The sequence below is a fragment of the Nocardioides sp. Root190 genome (assembly GCF_001428565.1).
In the GTDB taxonomy this organism is placed as follows: Bacteria; Actinomycetota; Actinomycetes; order Propionibacteriales; family Nocardioidaceae; genus Nocardioides.
The window spans coordinates 259265-278393 of the sequence record NZ_LMIA01000001.1; the positions used below are offsets into that span (position 1 = coordinate 259265).

Here is a 19129-nt window from a genome sequence, read left to right on the forward strand (position 1 = left end):
ACTCGGCGGACGGCTGGGAGGGGGAGGGACAATGGCGGCATGGCACGCGTCGCACTGGTCCTGGGTTCCGGAGGAGCGCGGGGGTACGCGCACCTCGGGGCCGTCGAGGAGCTGCGCTCCCGTGGCCACGAGATCGTCGCGGTGTCGGGTACGTCGATGGGCGCCCTGGTGGGTGGCCTGGTCGCGACCGGCAAGGACGCAGAGTTCGCCGAGTGGGCCTCGACCCTGACCGGCCGCCGGGTGCTCCGGCTGGCCGACCCGACCTGGTCGGCCGGCGGAGCAGTGACCGCGGAGCGGCTGATGTCGACCCTGGACGAGCTCGTGGGCGAGGTGATGATCGAGGACCTGCCCATCCCCTACACCGCCGTGGCCACCGACCTCGCGGCCCGGCGCGAGGTGTGGTTCCAGCGTGGCCCGCTGCTGCCGGCGATCCGCGCGTCCATCGCGATCCCGGGCCTGTTCACGCCAGCGGTCGTCGACGGCCGGATCCTCGTCGACGGTGGCCTGCTCAACCCGCTCCCCCTCGACCCGACGGCTGCCGCCGTGGCCGACTTCACCCTCGCGGTCTCCCTGCAGGGGCCGCGTGAGCCGCACGAGCCGACGTCGCCGGCGCGCGGGTTCTCGGTGCGCCGCGCCGAGTGGGCCGCGGACCTCCGGCGCCGCTTCCGGCGCGCCGACACCACGCTCGACGACCTCGCCGACGTCGTCCCCCTGCAGCCCACCGACGGCCCCGCCGAGGCCCCGACCGACGGTGTCGACGTACGCCCCGACGTCCGTACCTCCGAGGTCGTGTCACTGGCCTTCGACGCGATGCAGAGCCTCATCACGCGCTACCGGCTCGCCGCCCTGCCGCCCGACGTGCTCGTGACCGTACCCCTCGCGGCAGCCCGGACACTGGACTTCCACCGGGCCGAGGAGCTGATCGAGCTGGGCCGCCAGCTCACCAAGGTCGCCCTGGACGACGCCGAGCGCTGAGCCCGCCGACTATCCTCCAACTCACCACGACGAAGGGGGTCCCGTGCCAGTTCTCGGGAAGCGCGCGCTCCGCATTCTCGGCACCGGCGCCGAGCTGCCGGACGAGGCACTGACCAGCGCCGAGCTGGACACCCGCCTCGGCCTGCCCGACGGCACCGTCGAGGAGCGCACCGGCGTGCGGGTGAGGTACGTCGAGCGCGGCTCCGCCGCCGAGCTGGGCGCCCGGGCGGCACGCAAGGCCCTGGCGGCTGCGGGGGTCGACCTCGACGACGTCGACGTGATCATCGGCGCCAGCGCCACCCCCGACCAGCCGCTCCCCTGCAACGCCGCCCTCCTGCACGAGCAGCTGGCCCCCGGCCGCCCGATCGCGGCGTGGGACGTCAACGCGAGCTGCATGAGCTTCCTCGTCGCACTCGACCTGGCGGCGACCCTGATCGACGCCGGTCGGCACCGCACGATCCTGATCGTGTCCTCCGACCTCGCCTCCGTCGGACTGGACTGGGACGACCTCGGTGCGTCCGGCATCTTCGGCGACGGTGCCGCGGCCGCCGTCGTCGGACATGCGGGCGACACCGGCGCCGGCGTCCTGTCGGCGGGCTTCCAGACCTTCAGTGAGGGCGCCCACTCCTGCGAGATCCGCGGCGGCGGTTCGCGCCACGCCCCGGACCGTGTCGAGGGCGACTACGCCGACTGGGGCAAGTTCCGGATGGACGGCGGCGCCGTGTTCCGCCTGGCCTTCCGGCACCTGCCGGCCTTCGTCGACGGCCTGCTCACCGAGGCGTCGATGGGCATGGACGAGATGTCGGTCGTCGTCCCCCACCAGGCCAGCCACCACGGCCTGGAGTGGGTCCGCCAGCAGTTCGGCGTCGCCGACCGCCTCATCGACATCTATGCCGAGTCCGGCAACCAGGTCGGCGCCTCGCTGCCGTCCGCACTGCACGCTGCGATCGAGAGCGGCCGCCTCCAGCGCGGCGACCATGCGCTCCTGCTGGGCACCGGCGCCGGGATCAGCCTGGGCGGGATGGTCCTGTGCTTCTGACGTCCCAGCCCGAGGTCACCTTCCACTGGCTGCGGGTCGGTCACTGCAAGGGGCCCGAGGCGATGGCGCGCCAGGGTGGGCGCCTGCGGTTGATCGAGTTCCCGTCGTACGTCGGCGCGCTGCACCATCCGCAGCACGGCTGGACGCTCTTCGACACCGGCTACTCCGCCCACTTCTTCGAGGCGACCCGGCGCCTGCCGGAGCTGCTCTACCGCAGCACCCTGCCGGTGACCCTTCCCGACCACGAGCACCTGCCGCGGCAGCTCGAGTCCCTCGACATCGACCCCGGCGACGTACGCCGGATCGTGGTGTCGCACTTCCACGGCGACCACGTCGGCGGCCTGCTCGACCACCCGCGGGCACGGATCATCGCCGGCTCCGCTGGTGCCGAGCACGCACTGTCCCTCAAGGGGATCAGCGCGGTCCGGCACGCGATCCTGCCCGCCCTGTTGCCCGACGACCTGCGCGACCGCTTCGACCCGGTCGAGCAGTTCCCCCGCGTGCAGGTCGACGGGCTCGACACCTGGGACCTGCTCGGGGACCGCAGCCTGCTCGCCGTCGACCTGCCCGGCCACATGCCCGGGCACCTCGGCCTGCTGTTCACCTCGGGCGGACGTCAGGTGCTGCTGGTGGGCGATGCCGCGTGGACGACGCGGTCCTTCAAGGACGTCGCACCCCCGTCCCGCCTGGCGAAGGGGATCATGCACGACTGGCCGACGACCCTGTCGACGCTCGCCACCCTGCACGGCCTGGACGCCGACCACGACGACCTGCTGATCCTGCCCGCACACTGCCCCGAGGGTCACGCCGCCTGGACGGCCGGGGCCTGAGGGTGCCCGGATCGCAGGCGGCCGTCGCCGCGTCCTTCGCTCGCGAGCGCTGGCTCCTCCCCCGTCGGTACGACGCCCTGCGAGCCAGGGCGCTCGATCGCTTCCTGCGCGAAGAGCTCCCCCACGCGGCCTTCTACGCACCCTTCGCCGGCCGACCGCTGCACGAGCTGCCGATCGTCGACAAGCGCACCGTGCTCGCCGACTTCGCGTCGTTCAACCGGTTCGGCATCACCCTGGAGGCAGCCCTCGAGGTGGCGGAGGCGGCCGAGCGCTCCCGCGACTTCACCGACCAGCTGCCGGGCGGCGTCACCGTCGGGCTGTCGTCGGGCACGACCGGCACCCGCGGTGTCTTCCTCGTCTCCGAGTCGGAGAGCCGGCTGTGGGCAGGCATCCTGCTCGGCCAGCTCGTCTCCCCCGTCTCCCTGCGGGTGATGGCGCGGCGACCGCTGCGGGTTGCCCTCTTCCTGCGCGCCAACAGCAACCTCTACGAGACCCTCGACAGCAACCGGGTCGCCTTCAGCTGGCACGACCTCACCCAGCCGGTCGGTGACCACCTCGCCGCGCTGGCCGGGACCGACGTCCTCGTCGCCCCCGCGAGCGTCCTGCGAAGGATCGCCGACCTCGACGAGCGCGAGCGTCGCGCGATCAGGCCGCTGCAGGTCATCTCCGTCGCGGAGACCCTCGACCCCGAGGACGAGACCGTGATCGCCGCGGCCTTCGGCCGTCGGGTGGAGCAGATCTACCAGGCCACCGAGGGCCTGCTCGCCGTGAGCTGCCCGGCCGGGCGGCTGCACCTCAACGAGGGACACGTCCACGTCGAGCCCGAGTGGATCGACCACCGCCGCTTCCACCCGATCGTCACCGACGTCAACCGCACCACGCAGTTCGTCGTGCGGCACCGTCTCGACGACGTCCTCCTCGCCGCCCCCGGACCGTGCCCGTGCGCGCGCCCCGGCCGCAGCATCGCCGCCGTGCTCGGCCGTGCCGACGACGTCCTGCACCTGCGCGCATCCGCGAGCAGCGGGAGCGATGACCTCGTCCCCGTCTACCCGGACGTGCTGCGCCACACCGTGGCCCTGGCGGGCGACCTCGGCGACTACCGGATCGAGCAGCACGGCGAGGAGTGGCACCTCGCCGTCACCAGCGCGACGCCGGTGACCGCACTCGCCCGGGTCAGTGTCGAGACCGCCCGGCTCGCCGAGCGGCTGCGTGCGCTGCCGCCGGTCGTCGTCCCCATGCCGTGGCCGACCGAGGCCCCGGACGCCAAGCGCCGCAGGATCAGGAGAGTGTCGTGACCGAACGCCAGAAGATCCTGGTGACCGGGGCATCCGGCTTCGTCGGAGGCCGGTTGGTCGAGCTCGCGCGGGAGGCCGGCCACGAGGTGTTCGGTCTGGGGCGGCGACCAGTCGCACAGACCCCCTTCGCCGCCACCGACCACGCCAGCGACTACGCCAGCGTCGACCTCGGCCGGGTCGACCCGGCTGACCTGCCCACGCTTCCCTGGCAGCCCGACGCCGTCATCCACTGCGCAGCCCGCGCGACGCCGTACGCCCCTCGCAAGGCCTACGAGAGGGACAACGTCGCCGCGACCGCGACCGTGCTCGCGTGGTGTGCCGCGCTCGGCTCGCCGCGGCTGGTGCACGTGTCCTCCAGCTCGGTGCTCTACCGCGACGGCGACCAGTTCGACCTCACCGAGGACTCGCCCGTCGGACCGGCCTTCGCCAACGACTACGCCCGCACCAAGGCCGCGTCCGAGGACCTCGTGCGGGAGTACGCCGGCAGCTGGACCATCGCCCGCCCCCGGGCCGTGTTCGGGCCCGGCGACACGGTGCTGTTCCCGCGGATCATCGCGGCCGCCGAGGCCGGTCGGGTGCCGCGCCTCACCGGCCGCACCGAGCCCGCCGTCGGCGACCTGATCTACGTCGACAACCTCGCCCACTACCTGCTGGACCTGGCCGCCCGGCCGGAGCTCGGCGGCGTCTACCACCTGACCAACGCCGAGCCCGTCGAGATCCAGGCGCTGCTGCTGGAGGTCATCGACCGCCTCGGCCTCGAACCACCGAGCCGGGACGTCAGCCTCACCACCGCGATGCGCGCAGCGACCGTGCTGGAGCGGGTCTGGCGGATCCTTCACCTGCCGGGCGAACCGCCCATCACGCCGTACGGCGTCGGCGTGCTCAGCTGGTCGAAGACGTTCGTGCCGGACCGGATGCTGCGCGACCTCGGCACGCCGAAGGTCAGCGTCGCCGAGGGCGTCGAGGCGTTCGTGGCCTGGCAGAAGCCACGCCTGTGAGCCGGCGACTCACCAACGCAGCAGCGGTCGGCTACCTCGCCCTCCAGTCGGGCAAGGCCGTCGCGACGCTGAGGGCGGCCTCGCGTGCGCCGGCCGCCGTCGAGCCGTCCGGGGCTGCGATCGCCGACGTCGTGGTCGTGCAGCCGATCCTGTCGGGCGACCCCGGCCTCGAGGAGGCCCTGCGCGACAACCTGCTGGCGCTCGCCGGTGCCCGGTTCTGCTGGCTGGTCGACGAGGACGACCCGGAGGCGCAGCGGGTGGTCGGCCTGCTGGCCGAGCAGCTGGCCCGGTCCGGCGACACCGGCACCCGCCTCGACGTGGTGGTCTGCGCGCCGGCGCCCGACGGGGTGAACCCCAAGCTCGCCAAGCTGCAGCCTGCGCTGGATGCTGCCGGCGACGACGAGGTCTTCCTCGTCCTCGACGACGACACCCGGTTGCCCCGCACCAGCCTGGGCGCACTGCTCGGCGGTCTCGACCGGGCCACGCTCGTCACTGGCCTGCCCGGCTATCTGCCCGGTCGCACGGTCTGGGCACGCCTCGTCGAGCAGTTCGTCGACAACAACGCCGCGATGACCTACCTGCCGATGGCACCGGTGACGATCAACGGGATGACCTGGGCGATGCGGGTCGCCGACCTCCGCGCGATCGGCGGCTTCACGCCGATCCTCCGCAATCTCACCGACGACCTCGCCGTCGCCGGTGCGGTGCTGGGCAGCGGCGGCACGATCTGCCAGACCGCGTCACCGCAGTGGATCACCACGTCGGTGGAGGATGCAGGCCACTACGTCCGGCTGATGCACCGATGGATGCTGTTCGCCAACCTGCTGCTCCGGCGCCAGCCGATCACGAGCGTCGCCCAGATCAGCGTCCTGCACGGCACCCACCCGAACCTGTTGTGGGCCGTCGTCCTCGGCTCGATCCGCGAGCGCCGTACGGCGCCACTGCTCGCCGTCCTGACCGGTCGGGCACTGCTGCTGCGCCACCTGCAGCGACGCATCCACGGACGCACGCTGCATCGGCCCGCCCTGTCGCTGGTCTCCGAGCTGGTGCAGCCCGTCCACCTCGGCCACGGTGCCGTCCAGCGCACGATCCGCTGGCGCACCCGCACCTACCGGGTCCGCTCCGACGACGACTTCTCGCTGGTGCGATGACGGCGCTCCAGGTCCTGCACCTGACCGGCCAGAGCGATCCGCGCAGGTGTGCCCTCTCCCCGGTCCAGCACGCCTTCCTCGACGACCTGCCCGTCCCGGAGAACGCGAAGGTCCGGCTGAACTTCCCGTACGACGCCACTTCCGCGCCGTACCGCCACACCCCGCTCTGGCTGGCCAGCCTCCGCCACGCCCTGCTCTTCCTCCGGGTCCGGCTGCTGCGGCGGCCCTGGGCACGGCGCCACCGACCCGCGGTCGAGGTGCAGCTGCGGGCAGCGGACCGGACCCTGGTCCTGGCGGGCAGCATCGGGCTCGACCTGCTCGGTCGCCTCGACCTGCCGAGCGACCTCCTCGATCGGCTGACCGTCGTCGCGTACGGCGCCGTGGCCGCCCGTGCGCCGCACTGCCGCACGGTCCGCGTCGCGAGCCGCAACGACCACCTCGCCCGATGGTGGCGCCACGACGTGGAGGTCTCCGCCACCCACCTCGACTACCTCGCGTCCCCCGAGCTCGCCGGGCTGTGCCGCGCCCTGCTGGCGGACCTCCAGGGCGCCCGATGAAGCGGGTCGACCTCGTCACGCCTCCCATGGCCGGGCACCTGCATCCCGTGCTCGGCATCGCCCGGCGGCTCGCCGTTGAGCCCGACCTCGAGGTCCGGGTGATCAGCACTTCCGGCGCCCTGGCCGCGACCCGCGCCTGCGGGCTGACGGGCGTGGCCCTGCTGGACGGCGCCGACGAGACCATCGAGACGGTGGTCAACCCGCCGTACCGGATCGGCAGCAACCCCCGGAAGCTGTTCCGGCAGTTCCGCGCAGCCATCGGCCTGCAGCAGGACTTCCAGGCCGAGCTGCTCGACCTCTGGCGGACGCAGCCGCCGGACCTGGTGATCGCGGACTTCACGATGGCGGCCGTCGGTCCCGCCGCCGTCGCGATCGGGGCGCCCTGGTGGACCTCCCACCCTTCGCCGTGCGCGATCGAGGGACGCAGCGGCCCGCCCGCCTATCTCGGTGGCTGGCGTCCGGGAACCACACCCCTGGGGCGCGCCCGGGACCGGGCCGGACGTCGGGTCGTGCGCACCTTCAAGGGATTCGCGCCCCGCCTCGCGGGCGTGCGTCTGGCCGACGTCGGGATCGACCGGATCCACCGCCCCGACGGTTCCGAGGAGATCTACTCCGCCGACCGGACCTTCGCCCTGACCCCCGAGGCCGTCGAGTACGACCGCGACCTACCGGCCGGCGTCCGGTACGTCGGCCCCGTGCTCCTCACCCCACCCGGCGATGCCCCCTCCCCCGACCTCGATCCGGAGCGGCGCCACGTCCTGGTGACGGCGGGGACCCACCTGCCCTGGCACAAGGCCGCGCTCGTCGAGTGCGTCACGAAGGCCTCTGCCGACCTGCCCGGTGTGACCCTCCACGTCAGCCTCGGTGGCGCCCACCCATCACTCGAGCGTGGGGTCGGCGAGCTTCCCCCCGGCGTCGTCGTGCACGACTTCATCGACTACGAGCGCGACCTGCCCCGCTTCGACGCGGTCGTCCACCACGGCGGCGCCGGAGTGCTCGGCCACACCCTCGCGGCGGGCCTGCCGGCCGTGGTGTGGCCGGTCGACTACGACCAGTTCGACCACGCGGTCCGCCTGGTCGATGCGGGCGTCGCCGTACCCCTCCGACGGCCGGGTGACCTGGCCGCCCGGATCAGGCAGGTGCTGGACGAGCCGTCGTACGCCGCCGCAGCCCGCCGGGTCGCCGCCGACATCGCCCGCCGCCCGGCCGTGGAGACGATCGCGGACGAGGTACGAGCACGCCTGTTCCCCGCACCGTGACCGACCCCAGGTTGTGGGATTCGGCCACGGAAGACCTCACCACAGGAGAAGATGCGCGCATGGACATGGGGCTTCCGACGAACGAGCGCGCCACTTTGGATGCGCTCATCGCGGCAGCCGCGCCGGACCCGGTCCCCGCGCGGCAGGCGCTTGACCTGCTCAAGGCACTGGGTGAGCCGGATGCGGCCGTGCTGGGGCGTCTCGCCTACCACGCCCTGACCGGGGTGGCTCCCGGCGACGGCGAGCCCGAGGCACCCGCTGCGGTCGCCCCCGGGTTCCCGCCGTTCGCGGCCGAGGTGCTGATGCGGGCCATCTGCGGTCCGGACCACCGTCGTCCGACCTCGCAGGCGCTGATCATCGTGCTCGACACCGTGCCCGCCGCGTCGTGGCCCACCGCCCGTCAGGCGCCGCTCGCCGAGCCGGTCGTCGCGCCGGTCGAGACCGAGCCTGTCGTGGGGCCTGCCGTCTCGGAGGTCGAGCCCGTCGCGTCCGAGGTCGAGCCCGAGGTCGTGCCCGACCCGGAGGTCGAGGAGCCGACCCCCGAGCCCCTCGCCGAGCCGGAGCCGGCGACACCGACACCCCCGACGAAGTCGACCGCGAGCTCCCGGGCAGCGATGAATGACGAGTTCCGCAGCCTGCTCACCCCGTCCCGGACCATCCCCCGCTTCGACCCGCTGAGCGACCCGCTCACCGACCCCTGGGTGCCCGACGCCGAGGACGACCTGGTCCTCGAGCCGCTCAACCTCGCCCGGATCAGTCCCTCGTCGGCTCCCGCGCCGATCGAGGAGCCCGTCGCCGACGAAGCTGACGCCGAAGAGACCGTGGTGGACGAGCCCGTCGCCGAGGAACCGGTCGTCGAGGAACCGGTCGTCGAGGAACCGGTTGCCACCACCGCGATCGAGCTGCCCCCCGTCACGCAGCAGTCCGTGCCGGCCGAGCCCGAGGCAGAAGTTGAGCCGGAAGTTGAGGCCGAGGCTGAGCCCGAGGCTGAGCCCGAGGAGGCGCCGGTCGAACAGGCTCCGCGCGGGATGCATGACGAGTTCCGCAACTTCGCCTCCCCCGGCCACGACGTCCCGCGCTTCGAGACCCTCGAGGGCCGGGCCCCCGAGGACGACCGGGAGGCCCGCTCCGACCGGGAGCCGAAGCGGACCAAGGAACCGAGAGCGGCCAAGCAGCCCAAGCCGACCAAGGAGCCCAAGCCCGCCAAGGAGCCCAAGGCGGCGAAGGAGGCCAAGGCGCCCCGCGAGCGGCACACCGTGGCCAACGACGCCTCGGCCGACGACCGGCACCAGACGATGCTGCTGGTCGCGTTGATCCTGGTGCTGATCGTGCTGGGCGTGGTCTATGCCGCCTCACGCAGCTCCGACGACACCAGCGACACCGATGGGTCCGGCACCCCTCAGGGAGCCAGCCGCTCGATCGTCCAGCCGGAGTCCGCCTCCGCGTAGCGCAGCCGGTCGTGCAGGCGCCCGCGCCTGCCCTGCCAGAACTCGAAGGACCGCGGTCGTACGACGTACCCGCCCCAGTCCGTCGGCACCGGGACGTCACGGCCCTCGAAGCGTTCCTCGACCTCGCGGTAGGCCACCGCGAGCTCGTCACGCCCGGCGACCACCCGCGACTGGCGAGAGGCCCAGGCACCGAGCTGCGAGCCGCGCGGACGCGAGGCGAAGTAGGCCTCGACGTCGGCCTGGGAAAGGCGTTCGGCGACACCCTCGACCCGGACCTGGCGCTCGAGCGGGTGCCAGGGGAAGAGCAGTGCGCAGGCGGGTCGGGCAGCGAGCGCCTCGCCCTTGCGTGACTCGGTGTTGGTGAAGAAGCGGAAGCCGTCCGCGGTGACGCCCTTGAGCAGGACGGTGCGCGCCGACGGCAGTCCGTCGGCATCGACGGTCGCGACGATCATCGCGTTGGGCTCGTGGAGCCCGGCGGCCACGGCGTCCTCGAACCACCGGCGCCACTGGATCCACGGATCGGTGGCCGCATCGGCCTCGTCGAGCCCCGTGTCGCCGTACTCCGCCCTCAGCGCGGCCAGGTCGTCTGACATGACCCCAACCTAGCCTCGGTCCGGGCCACCGACACGGCGTGGGGCACAATGCCAGTGGCCTGTGGGTCGTCGGTGCGCCGGCCGACCCGCCCGACGCAACGAAGGAGTCTCCCGATGCCTGAGGTACACCACGGACTGGAAGGCGTCGTCGCCTTCGAGACGCAGATCGCGGAGCCGGACAAGGAGGGCTCGGCGCTGCGCTACCGCGGTGTCGACATCGAGGACCTGGCCGGCCGGGTGCCCTTCGAGAACGTCTGGGGCCTGCTCATCGACGGCTCCTTCGCCCCGGGCCTGCCGCCTGCCGAGGCCTACAACCTGCCCGTGCACACCGGTGACGTGCGGGTCGACGTCCAGGCCGCGATCGCGATGCTCGCACCGGCCTTCGGCTTCGGCCAGACCTACGACATCACCGACGAGCAGGCCCGCGAGGACCTCGCCCGCGTCGCGGTGATGGTGCTGTCGTACGCCGGCCAGTCGGCCCGCGGCCTGCACAAGCCGGTCATCCCGCAGCGCCTGGTCGACGAGGGCAGGACGCTGGCGGAGAAGTTCCTCATCCGCTGGCGCGGAGAGGCCGACCCGAAGCACGCCCACGCGATCGACGCCTACTGGTCCTCCGCGGCCGAGCACGGCATGAACGCCTCCACCTTCACCGCCCGCGTCATCACCTCCACCGGCGCTGACGTGGCCGCGGCCTTCTCCGGCGCCATCGGCGCGATGAGCGGTCCGCTGCACGGCGGCGCGCCGTCCCGTGTCCTCGGCATGATCGAGGACGTCGAGAAGTCCGGCGACGCCCGCGCCTACGTCAAGAACCTCCTCGACAACGGCGAGCGCCTGATGGGCTTCGGCCACCGCGTCTACCGCGCCGAGGACCCCCGGGCCCGCGTACTGCGCCGCACCGCCAAGGAGCTCGCGGCCCCGCGCTACGAGGTCGCCGAGGCCCTCGAGCAGGCCGCGCTGGCCGAGCTGCGCGAGCGGCGCCCCGACCGCGTGCTCGAGACGAACGTCGAGTTCTGGGCAGCGATCGTCCTGGACTTCGCCGAGGTCCCCGCGCACATGTTCACCTCGATGTTCACCTGTGCCCGCACCGGTGGCTGGTCGGCCCACATCCTCGAGCAGAAGACGACCGGTCGCCTGATCCGCCCCTCCGCCGTCTACACCGGACCGGCCACCCGCCCCGCCAGCGACATCGAAGGCTGGAGCGACGACTGGGCCAAGTGAGGCCCGGCCGCGCCCGCACCGCGTGAGCGTGGCACCGGAACAGAGCATCGTCGCAACGCCCGCAGTGTCAGCACCCCGACACTGCGGGCGTTCGTCGTCCGACGTACCCCTCGCTCGCCGGACACGAGACTCCTCGACAACGCAGCGCAGCACAGCGTCTGCCGGACCCGAGGAGCAATCATGTTGGTCAGCATCCGCGGCGCACTCGCCGCCCTGGGCGCCACGGTGGCGCTCACCTCCTTCGCCTCGCCCGCCCTTGCTGACGAGACGCCGACCGGCTCGGACGACACGTCCCGGGTCGTCGCGCTCACCCAGCCGGGCGTGGTCTACGAGACGATCGAGTTCACGACCCGGGTCTGGAGCGACTACAACCAGGAGTTCATCAGCGACGAGCCGATCACCGTGCCGTTCACCTGCACCGGCTTCGTGGTGAACCCGGACGGCTGGATCGCGACCGCCGGCCACTGCGTCGACACCGAGCAGGAGGAGGTCGTCGCCGCGCTGTACGACACGGCGGTCGCCTGGGCGCTGGAGAACTACTACAGCGAGGGCGTCACCGCCGAGGAGGCCCTCGACGACCTCTACATCGACGAGGAGGTCCAGCGTGAGGTCTTCGTGACGCTGCCCGCCGCCGTCACGGGCGACGAGCTCGAGAAGGAGCTGCCCGCACGGGTGATCGACGCGACGACCTTCGACGAGGGCGACGCGGCGCTGCTCAAGGTCGAGGCCGAGGGGCTCAACGGGCTTCCGCTGGCCGAGGACGACCCGGAGATCGGTGCCGACATCACGAGCGTGGGCTACCCCGCGATCATCGAGGGCTACACCGACCACGACCTCGTCCCGACCTTCCAGCCGGGCACGATCAGCTCCTCCAAGACCGTGGGGTCCGGACTGCTCCCGGTCTACCAGCTCAGCCAGGACCTGCAGGGCGGCATGAGTGGCGGACCGACGGTCAACTCCGACGGCGAGGTGATCGGCGTGATCAGCGCCGGCTTCGACACCACCGATGTCTCCTACGCCTCACCGATCGGCCGGATCGTCGAGCTGCTGTCCGCAGCAGGGGTGGACCCCGAGCTGTCCGAGACGGCGACGGCGTTCCGCGACGGGGTGATGGCCCTGGGCGACGGCGAACGCGCCGAGGCGATCAGCCAGCTGGAGAAGGTCATCGCGGAGCAGCCGCGCAACCAGTCCGCCGCCGACCAGCTCGAGCGGGCCGAGGCGCTGCCGGTCGAGGAGAGCTCGGGCGAGGAGTCCTCCGCCGACTCCGCGATCAACTGGACCGTGGCCGCCATCGCCGGGGGTACGGCGGTCCTGCTCGGGCTGATCATCGCGACCGCGGTCGCGGTGGCCCGGCGCCGGTCCCGCGCCGCCCTCCGCCACCAGGGCACAGCCGTGTGGCCGCCGACCTCGCCGGCCCCCACCCAGGCGTGGGCGACCGGCCCGGCGCAGCAGTGGGCGCCGCAGCAGGGCCCGCCGGTTGCCCAGCCGATTGCCCAGCCGGTCGGGTTCACCCCGAGCGGCCCGACGGTGCAGGAGCAGCAGCCGCCGTACGGCTGGCGCTGACCGGCCCGCTCGGCACCGTTCCTCCTTCCTGCTCCGAGCGGGAGGGAGGAACGGTCGCGTCCGGTGTCAGGCCTCGATGCCGATCCGGTCCAGGAAGGCAGCAGCCGCGGGTGAGGGACCGAACCGGCTCCAGACCACGTGCTCGGTGCGTGCAGGCGCGCCGGTGACAGCGATCCCGACGAGGTCCGGCACCTGGGTCAGGACCATCGACGGCAGCAGCGCCACAGCCAGGCCGGAGCGAAGGATCCGCGACATCAGGAGCAGGTCGGTGACCTCGAAGGCGACCTCCCGCGTGAGTCCGGCCGCGGCAAAGGCGAGGTCGCTCTGGCGACGCCCCGGGGATCCGGCCGGGAAGTCGACGAAGGGCTGGTCGGCGAGCTGGGCGAGCCGCAGGCGACGGCGACCGGCGAGGGGGTGATCGGGGGCGAGCACTGCGCGGTGGCGGTCGCGGGCGAGCTCGCGGCTCTCGACACCGACCGGCTCGGTGTCCTCCGGAAGCCCGAGGAACGCGAGGTCGAGGGTGCCCGCGACGACCTGGCGCACCGATTCCTCGCTGTTCACCCCGGCCAGTCGGACCTGTACCTGGGGGTGGTCCTCCCGGAAGGACCGCAGGGCCGCGGGGACGTCGACGGCAGCGACGGTCGGGATCACGCCCACCGCGAGGACGCCGCGGACGACGCCCGTCGTCGCAGCGACCTCGGCGACCGCCCGGTCGGCAGCGTCGAGGCACTGGCGGGCCACGAGAAGGAACGCCTCACCGGCCACGCTGAGCCGCACCTGGCGACTGGTGCGGTGGAAGAGCCGTACGCCGAGCTCCTGCTCGAGCCGGGCGACCTGATGGCTGAGTGCCGACTGCACGACGAAACAGCGTTCGGCGGCCCTGGTGAAGCTGCCGAGCTCGGCGACGGCGACGACATACCTCATCTGCTGGAGCTCCACACAACCATCGTGATCCACGATCAATCAGATGACAAGCATGTGTTGGACTCATCGATCGATCGAGCGCAGTCTGGAGCCATGACCACGACCGCTCTCCCTGCACCGGCGCCCGGCACCTCCGGCACTCCCGGCACCTCGGGCACGGCAGGGGTGACCACAGTGACCGCGCTCGCCCCGATCGTGTGGGGATCGACGTACCTCGTCACGACCGAGCTGCTCCCCGCGGACCACCCGGTGTTCGCGGGCCTGCTCCGCTCGCTGCCCGCCGGACTGATCCTCTTCGCCGTGCTGCGCCAATTGCCCCGAGGCGTGTGGTGGTGGCGGGTCCTGGCCCTGGGCGCCCTCAACATCGGGATCTTCTTCCCCCTCCTCTTCGTCGCCGCCGAGCGCCTGCCCGGCGGAGTGGCGGCGACGGTGGGCGCCATCCAGCCCCTGCTGGTCGTGGCCCTGGCACTGCCCGTGCTCGGCGAACGTCCGGGAGTCGCCCGTGTCGGCTGGGCACTTGCCGGCGCACTGGGCGTCGCACTCGTCGTCCTCAGCTCCGACGCCCGCCTCGACGCCACCGGAGTCGTCGCCGGTGCCGGAGCGGCACTGTCGATGGCGCTGGGACTGGTGCTCACCCGGCGCTGGGGACGCCCGGCGGGCGTCAGCTCACCGGTGCTGGTGAGCTGGCTGCTGACGGCGGGCGGCCTCGTCCTGCTGCCGACGGCCTTCCTGCTGGAGGGCGCGCCGCCGGCGATCGACGGTGCCGCCGCCGCGGGCTACCTGTGGCTCGGCGGGCTCGGCGGACTGGCCGCCTACCTCGTGTGGTTCCGCGGGGTCGGCCTGCTGCCGGTCACCTCGACGGCACTGCTGGGACTGCTCTCCCCCGTCACCGCGGCAGTGCTCGGGTGGCTCGCCCTCGGCCAGTCCCTCGGACCGGTCCAGCTCGCCGGCTTCGCCCTCGCCCTCGCCGCGATCCTGGGCGGGCAGCTCACGGCTGCACGGCCCTTGCAACGACCAGCAAGCGCAAGGATCCCCACGTAGGAGCGGATCCCTGCACGCCCCGTGAGCCTCACCCAGCGACGTGATCCAGCAGCTCAGCACTGGCCGCAGCCGCAGCAACCGGGTCACCGCCGCGGATCGCCGTACGGACGGCGTCGTGCTCGGCCGCGAAGACCTCGGCGAAGACGTCGTCGCCCTCCGGCTGGTCGATGCTGGCACGCAGGGTCTCGACCAGACCACCGTAGATCTCGAGCAGCAGCGGGTTGTGCGCTGCCGCGACGACCGCGACGTGCAGGTCGACGTCGGCGTCGACGAAGGCGGTGCGGTCCCGGCGCTCGATCGCCTCCTCACGGCGGAGCGCGATGGCGTCCAGCTCGGCCAGGTCTGCGTCGGTACGACGCTCGGCGGCCAGGGATGCCGCGCGTACCTCGATCGCGTGGCGCACCTCGAGCAGGTGGGTGAGGTCGACACGGTCGCACTGACGGCGCATCAACGCCTGCACCTCGGTCGTGGCCGCGACGTAGGTGCCGTCGCCGCGACGTACCTCCAGCACGCCGACGTGGGCGAGGGCCTTGACCGCTTCACGCACGGTGTTGCGGCTGACGCCGAGCGAGGACGCGAGGACGGGTTCGGGCGGGATCCGGTGTCCGAGGTCCCACTCGCCGCTCGCGAGGAGGGCCCGCATGCCGTCGATCGCCTGGTCGACCAGGGAGGCCGGGGCGGCCGGGGCGAGTGGCATGCAGATCCTCTTTCGTCCAATCATCCGATGTCTGTGTACTCTAGTCGTCATGTCCGCCGTCGTCCAACCGCGCGCCGCCGCGTCGGCACGCCGCCGAGCGGGCGCCGGGCTGGTCGTCGCCGTCCTCCTGGTGGCGTTCAACCTCCGGATCGCCGTCACCAGCCTCGGCGCACTGCTCGACCACCTCGGCACCCAGGGCGTGTCACCCACCACCCAGGGGGTGCTGACCTCCCTTCCGGTGCTGTGCTTCGCTGCCGTCGGCGCGACCGCGATGGCGCTCACCCGCCGCGTCGGCGTCGACCGGGGGCTCGGCCTCGCGCTCCTGGTCCTCACCGCCGGCCTCGTGCTGCGCGTCCTCGACGGCACCCCCGCCCTGCTCGCCGGCACCCTCGTCGCCTGCGCCGGCATCGCGCTCGCCAACGTCCTGGTCCCCGCGATCGTCAAGGAGCACTTCCCCGAGCGGATCGGCACCCTCACCGGCGCCTACACCGCCGTGCTCTCCCTGGGCTCTGCCGCCGGCGCGGCACTCGCGGTCCCCCTCACCAACGCGACCGGCACCTGGCGCCTGGGCCTGGGCCTCTGGGCCGTCGTCGCCATCGCGGCCTTCGTCGCCTGGCTGCCGTACGCCCGCGGCGGTCGCCGCCCCGACGCCACCGCGCCGGGCACCAACCTGTGGCGCAACCCGACTGCCTGGGCCGTCACCATCCTCTTCGGCACGCAGTCCCTGTTCGCCTACGTGATGATGAGCTGGCTCCCGAGCGTGTACGTCGACGCCGGCTTCAGCGACGAGGCGGCCGGCCTGCTCCTCGCTGCGAGCATCGTGATCGGCGTCCCGTTCTTCTTCATCGTGCCGAGCCGGGCAGCCCGGATGCGCCACCAGGGCCACGTGATCGCCGCCCTCACCTCGCTGAGCATCCTCGGCTGGGCGGGGCTGTGGATCGCCCCCCAGGGCGGCGCGTGGCTGTGGGCCGCGCTGCTCGGAGCCGGCGGCGCAGTTTTCCCCGTGGTCCTGCTCTGCTTCGCGCTGCGCACCACCTCGGCGGTGGACACCGCCGCGCTCTCCACGATGGCGCAGAGCGTCGGCTACCTGCTCGCGGCCGGCGGTCCGTTCCTCGTCGGCACGCTCCACCACGCGACCGGTGGCTGGTCGATCCCCTGCGCACTCCTGGTCGGTCTCGGCGCGGTCCAGATCACCGCGGGCTACTTCGCCGGGCGCCCGGTCCAGGTCGAAGCCCGGGCCACAGATCGCTTGTAACTACGTGTTCATGTTCCGAAACCGGTCGTTGGATCGATCGAAACCGACACGAACACTTAGTTACAAGCGAGCTGGGGTCGACCCGACCGGGCACCCTCAGGCGGCCAACGCGCCGACCAGCACCGCCAGTGCGCGGTCCAGCTCGTCGTCGGTCGGACCACCGAAGCCGACCACCAGTCCGCTCAGCCGCGCGCTGCGGCAGTAGTCGCGCAGCAGGTTGATCCGGAAGCCCGCGTCCTCCGCAGCGGCGCGCACCCGGACCGCCCGCGCGTGCGGGAGCAGCCAGGTGGAGTACATCCCGGCGACCGGACCGGCGAGCTCGGCGTACGGCGACAGTGCGGCCACCACCCGGGGCGCCCGCTCCGCGTAGACCCGGCGCGCCGAGCGCACCACCGCGTCGACGTACCCGTCGCGCACCAGGGTCACCATCGCCCGCTGGACCGGCCACGGCGGCGCATCGTGGGTGAGGTCACGGTGGACGTCGAGAGGGTCGAGCAGCCGGTCCGGCACCACCATCCAGCCGAGCCGCAGCGACGGCAGGATCGACTTGGATGCGGTGCCGAGGTAGGCGACGCGGTCGCGGTCCAGCGAGGCCAGCGCCGGCACCGGTGCGACGTCGTAGCGGAACTCGGAGTCGTAGTCGTCCTCCACCACCAGCGCGCCGTCCCGCGCCGCAGTGGCGAGCAGCGTGAGCCGGTCCACCGCCGGCATCACCCGGCCGAGCGGGTGCTGATGGGCGGGCGTGACGTACGCCGCCGAGCAACCCGCGAGGTCGACGACCGGATCAGCAGCGGGCAGGTCCCGCACCTCACGCCCGGACTCCCGGACCGTCGCGACGGCCGCCCGGTAGCCCGGGTCCTCCATCGCGACCGGCTCCCGCGGCAGCACCGCCAGCAGGTGGCGCAGACCGGCGGCGGTGCCGCCCGTGATCCGCACGGTGGCCGCATCCACCGCGAGCCCGCGGGTCCGGCCGAGTCGCTCGGCCACGAGGGCCCGCAGCTCGGGCAGGCCCCGGGCGTCGTCGTACCCCCGCGGCGGGGTCGCGACCGACACCTCACGCCAGGCCCGACGCCAGACCGCGGCGTGCCGGGGATCGATCCACGGCGTACCCGCATCGAGCATGACCAACGTCTGCTCCACTGGCGGCGTACGACGCCGGGCCGGGCGGGCGGATGCAGCGGCCGGACCACCCGCGACCCACGTCCCCGACCCGCGACGGGCCTCGAGCCAGCCCTCGGCCAGGAGCTGGTCGAAGGCCTGCTCGACGACGGCCCGGGACACCCCGAGGTCGACGGCGAGCGGGCGCGACGCCGGCATCCGGTCGCCCTGGGCGAGCACACCGCGGACAACGAGGTCGCGTACCTGGTCGGCGAGCTGGGTGCCGAGCGGTCGGAGGTCGGCACGGTCGATCCGGACGGGCAACATCTCTAAGTGGCCTGCCGATCTCCGGTCGATCTGGCCCGTGCCTCCAGGCCACCTGTCGAGCACGATGATGCCATGAGCACCTCGATCCTGCCGCCGCTGGAGCCCACCGACCGCACCCGGGTCACTCGCGGCCGCAACCGCGCCGTCACCGACCGGTCCGCCCTGTTCGCGCTGCTCGACGACGCCCTCATCGCCCACCTCGGGATCCAGGTCGGCGAGCACCCGCTGGTCCTCCCGACCGCCTTCGCCGTCGACCCTGACGGCCCGGACGAGTGCGGGACGCTCTACCTGCACGGCTCGGTGGCCGCGCGCTGGTTGCGCGGATCGATCGGCGCCACGGTCTGCGTGACGGTCACCGAGCTCGACGGCCTGGTCGCCGGCCGCTCGGCGTTCCACCACTCGATGAACTACCGCTCCGCCGTGGTCATCGGCCCGGCCCGCCTCGTCGAGGATCCCGAGGAACGCCAGCACGCGCTCGACCTGATCGTCGACCACATGATCCCCGGCCGCACCACCACCCTGCGCCCGAGCACCCGCAAGGAGCTCGCCGCGACCGCCGTCCTGGCCGTCCCGCTCATCGAGGCGTCGATGAAGGAACGGGCCGGCGACCCCGTCGACGAACCCTCCGACGTCGAGGACGGCGTGTGGGGAGGTCACGTCCCGGTCCGACGCGTGTTCGACGCCCCCGTCCCCGCCGCCGACAACCACCGCGGTCTGGACGTCCCGCTCGCCGTCGCCTCCGTCGCCTCCGCCGCGGCGGTCTCAGCAGCGGGCTCAGCAGCGCTGTAACACGTTGTTCCCGTCACGAAACCGGTGCTGTGGCGGCGTGCTGGACACGAGAACCGTCGGGTAGCCGGGTGG

18 protein-coding genes are annotated in these 19129 nt (G+C 72.9%); 14 read left to right on the forward strand and 4 right to left on the reverse strand.

From position 1 onward, the window contains the following. Positions 1-39 precede the first annotated feature (39 nt). The 9 genes from ASE01_RS01220 to ASE01_RS01260 all read left to right on the forward strand — a co-directional run bounded on the left by ASE01_RS01220 (position 40) and on the right by ASE01_RS01260 (position 9552). On the forward strand, positions 40-975 hold the full coding sequence (locus ASE01_RS01220) for a patatin-like phospholipase family protein (protein ID WP_056747987.1): 936 nt from the start codon (positions 40-42) through the stop codon (positions 973-975). Between the two features lie 43 nt (positions 976-1018). Continuing rightward, the gene (locus tag ASE01_RS01225; protein ID WP_056747991.1) at positions 1019-2014 is read left to right on the forward strand and encodes a 3-oxoacyl-[acyl-carrier-protein] synthase III C-terminal domain-containing protein; all 996 of its coding nucleotides are present in this window, start codon (positions 1019-1021) and stop codon (positions 2012-2014) included. Next, positions 2005-2844 (forward strand): MBL fold metallo-hydrolase, encoded by an 840-nt coding sequence (locus tag ASE01_RS01230; RefSeq protein WP_056747993.1) that lies wholly within the window; start codon positions 2005-2007, stop codon positions 2842-2844. Before ASE01_RS01225 ends, ASE01_RS01230 begins: the two co-directional genes overlap by 10 nt. Positions 2845-2846: 2 nt before the next feature. Next, positions 2847-4139: a F390 synthetase-related protein gene (locus ASE01_RS01235; protein WP_162260257.1), complete on the forward strand. Its 1293-nt coding sequence runs from the start codon at positions 2847-2849 to the stop codon at positions 4137-4139. Beyond that, positions 4136-5137, forward strand: a complete 1002-nt coding sequence (locus ASE01_RS01240; protein ID WP_056747995.1) for an NAD-dependent epimerase/dehydratase family protein — start codon at positions 4136-4138, stop codon at positions 5135-5137. Before ASE01_RS01235 ends, ASE01_RS01240 begins: the two co-directional genes overlap by 4 nt. Beyond that, positions 5134-6288: a glycosyltransferase gene (locus ASE01_RS24740; RefSeq protein WP_056747997.1), complete on the forward strand. Its 1155-nt coding sequence runs from the start codon at positions 5134-5136 to the stop codon at positions 6286-6288. Before ASE01_RS01240 ends, ASE01_RS24740 begins: the two co-directional genes overlap by 4 nt. Beyond that, positions 6285-6845 carry a hypothetical protein gene (locus tag ASE01_RS01250; protein ID WP_056748000.1) on the forward strand — a complete coding sequence of 187 codons (561 nt, stop codon included), beginning with the start codon at positions 6285-6287 and terminating at the stop codon, positions 6843-6845. Before ASE01_RS24740 ends, ASE01_RS01250 begins: the two co-directional genes overlap by 4 nt. Next, positions 6842-8104, forward strand: coding sequence for a nucleotide disphospho-sugar-binding domain-containing protein (locus ASE01_RS01255; protein ID WP_056748002.1), 1263 nt, complete (start codon positions 6842-6844; stop codon positions 8102-8104). Before ASE01_RS01250 ends, ASE01_RS01255 begins: the two co-directional genes overlap by 4 nt. Positions 8105-8169: 65 nt before the next feature. After that, entirely contained in the window at positions 8170-9552 is a 1383-nt protein-coding gene (locus ASE01_RS01260; RefSeq protein ID WP_235535821.1) for a hypothetical protein, read from the forward strand. On the opposite strand, the gene pdxH is transcribed toward ASE01_RS01260, so the two are convergent. Then, complete coding sequence (gene pdxH / locus ASE01_RS01265) at positions 9504-10145, reverse strand: pyridoxamine 5'-phosphate oxidase (RefSeq protein ID WP_082605704.1); 642 nt, start codon at positions 10143-10145, stop codon at positions 9504-9506. The genes ASE01_RS01260 and pdxH overlap by 49 nt on opposite strands. Before the next feature lie 114 nt (positions 10146-10259). Between pdxH and ASE01_RS01270 the strand changes: the two genes are divergently transcribed. Further along, positions 10260-11363: a citrate synthase 2 gene (locus ASE01_RS01270; RefSeq protein WP_056748007.1), complete on the forward strand. Its 1104-nt coding sequence runs from the start codon at positions 10260-10262 to the stop codon at positions 11361-11363. A 180-nt stretch (positions 11364-11543) separates the two neighbouring features. Then, a complete protein-coding gene (locus tag ASE01_RS01275; protein WP_056748008.1) occupies positions 11544-12926 on the forward strand; it encodes a S1 family peptidase in 1383 nt (460 codons plus the stop codon). 66 nt (positions 12927-12992) lie between these two features. On the opposite strand, the gene ASE01_RS01280 is transcribed toward ASE01_RS01275, so the two are convergent. After that, entirely contained in the window at positions 12993-13865 is an 873-nt protein-coding gene (locus tag ASE01_RS01280) for a LysR family transcriptional regulator (protein ID WP_056748010.1), read from the reverse strand. A gap of 78 nt (positions 13866-13943) precedes the next feature. Here ASE01_RS01280 and ASE01_RS01285 point away from each other — a divergent pair, with 78 nt between their 5' ends. After that, complete coding sequence (locus ASE01_RS01285) at positions 13944-14891, forward strand: EamA family transporter (protein ID WP_082605705.1); 948 nt, start codon at positions 13944-13946, stop codon at positions 14889-14891. A gap of 28 nt (positions 14892-14919) precedes the next feature. On the opposite strand, the gene ASE01_RS01290 is transcribed toward ASE01_RS01285, so the two are convergent. Then, positions 14920-15588 (reverse strand): FadR/GntR family transcriptional regulator, encoded by a 669-nt coding sequence (locus tag ASE01_RS01290; RefSeq protein ID WP_056748011.1) that lies wholly within the window; start codon positions 15586-15588, stop codon positions 14920-14922. A gap of 49 nt (positions 15589-15637) precedes the next feature. Between ASE01_RS01290 and ASE01_RS01295 the strand changes: the two genes are divergently transcribed. After that, on the forward strand, positions 15638-16843 hold the full coding sequence (locus tag ASE01_RS01295; protein WP_056748014.1) for a CynX/NimT family MFS transporter: 1206 nt from the start codon (positions 15638-15640) through the stop codon (positions 16841-16843). A gap of 96 nt (positions 16844-16939) precedes the next feature. On the opposite strand, the gene ASE01_RS01300 is transcribed toward ASE01_RS01295, so the two are convergent. After that, positions 16940-18268 carry a PLP-dependent aminotransferase family protein gene (locus ASE01_RS01300; RefSeq protein ID WP_056748016.1) on the reverse strand — a complete coding sequence of 443 codons (1329 nt, stop codon included), beginning with the start codon at positions 18266-18268 and terminating at the stop codon, positions 16940-16942. A gap of 72 nt (positions 18269-18340) precedes the next feature. Between ASE01_RS01300 and ASE01_RS01305 the strand changes: the two genes are divergently transcribed. Next, the gene (locus ASE01_RS01305) at positions 18341-19057 is read left to right on the forward strand and encodes a pyridoxamine 5'-phosphate oxidase family protein (RefSeq protein ID WP_056748018.1); all 717 of its coding nucleotides are present in this window, start codon (positions 18341-18343) and stop codon (positions 19055-19057) included. Positions 19058-19129 lie beyond the last annotated feature (72 nt).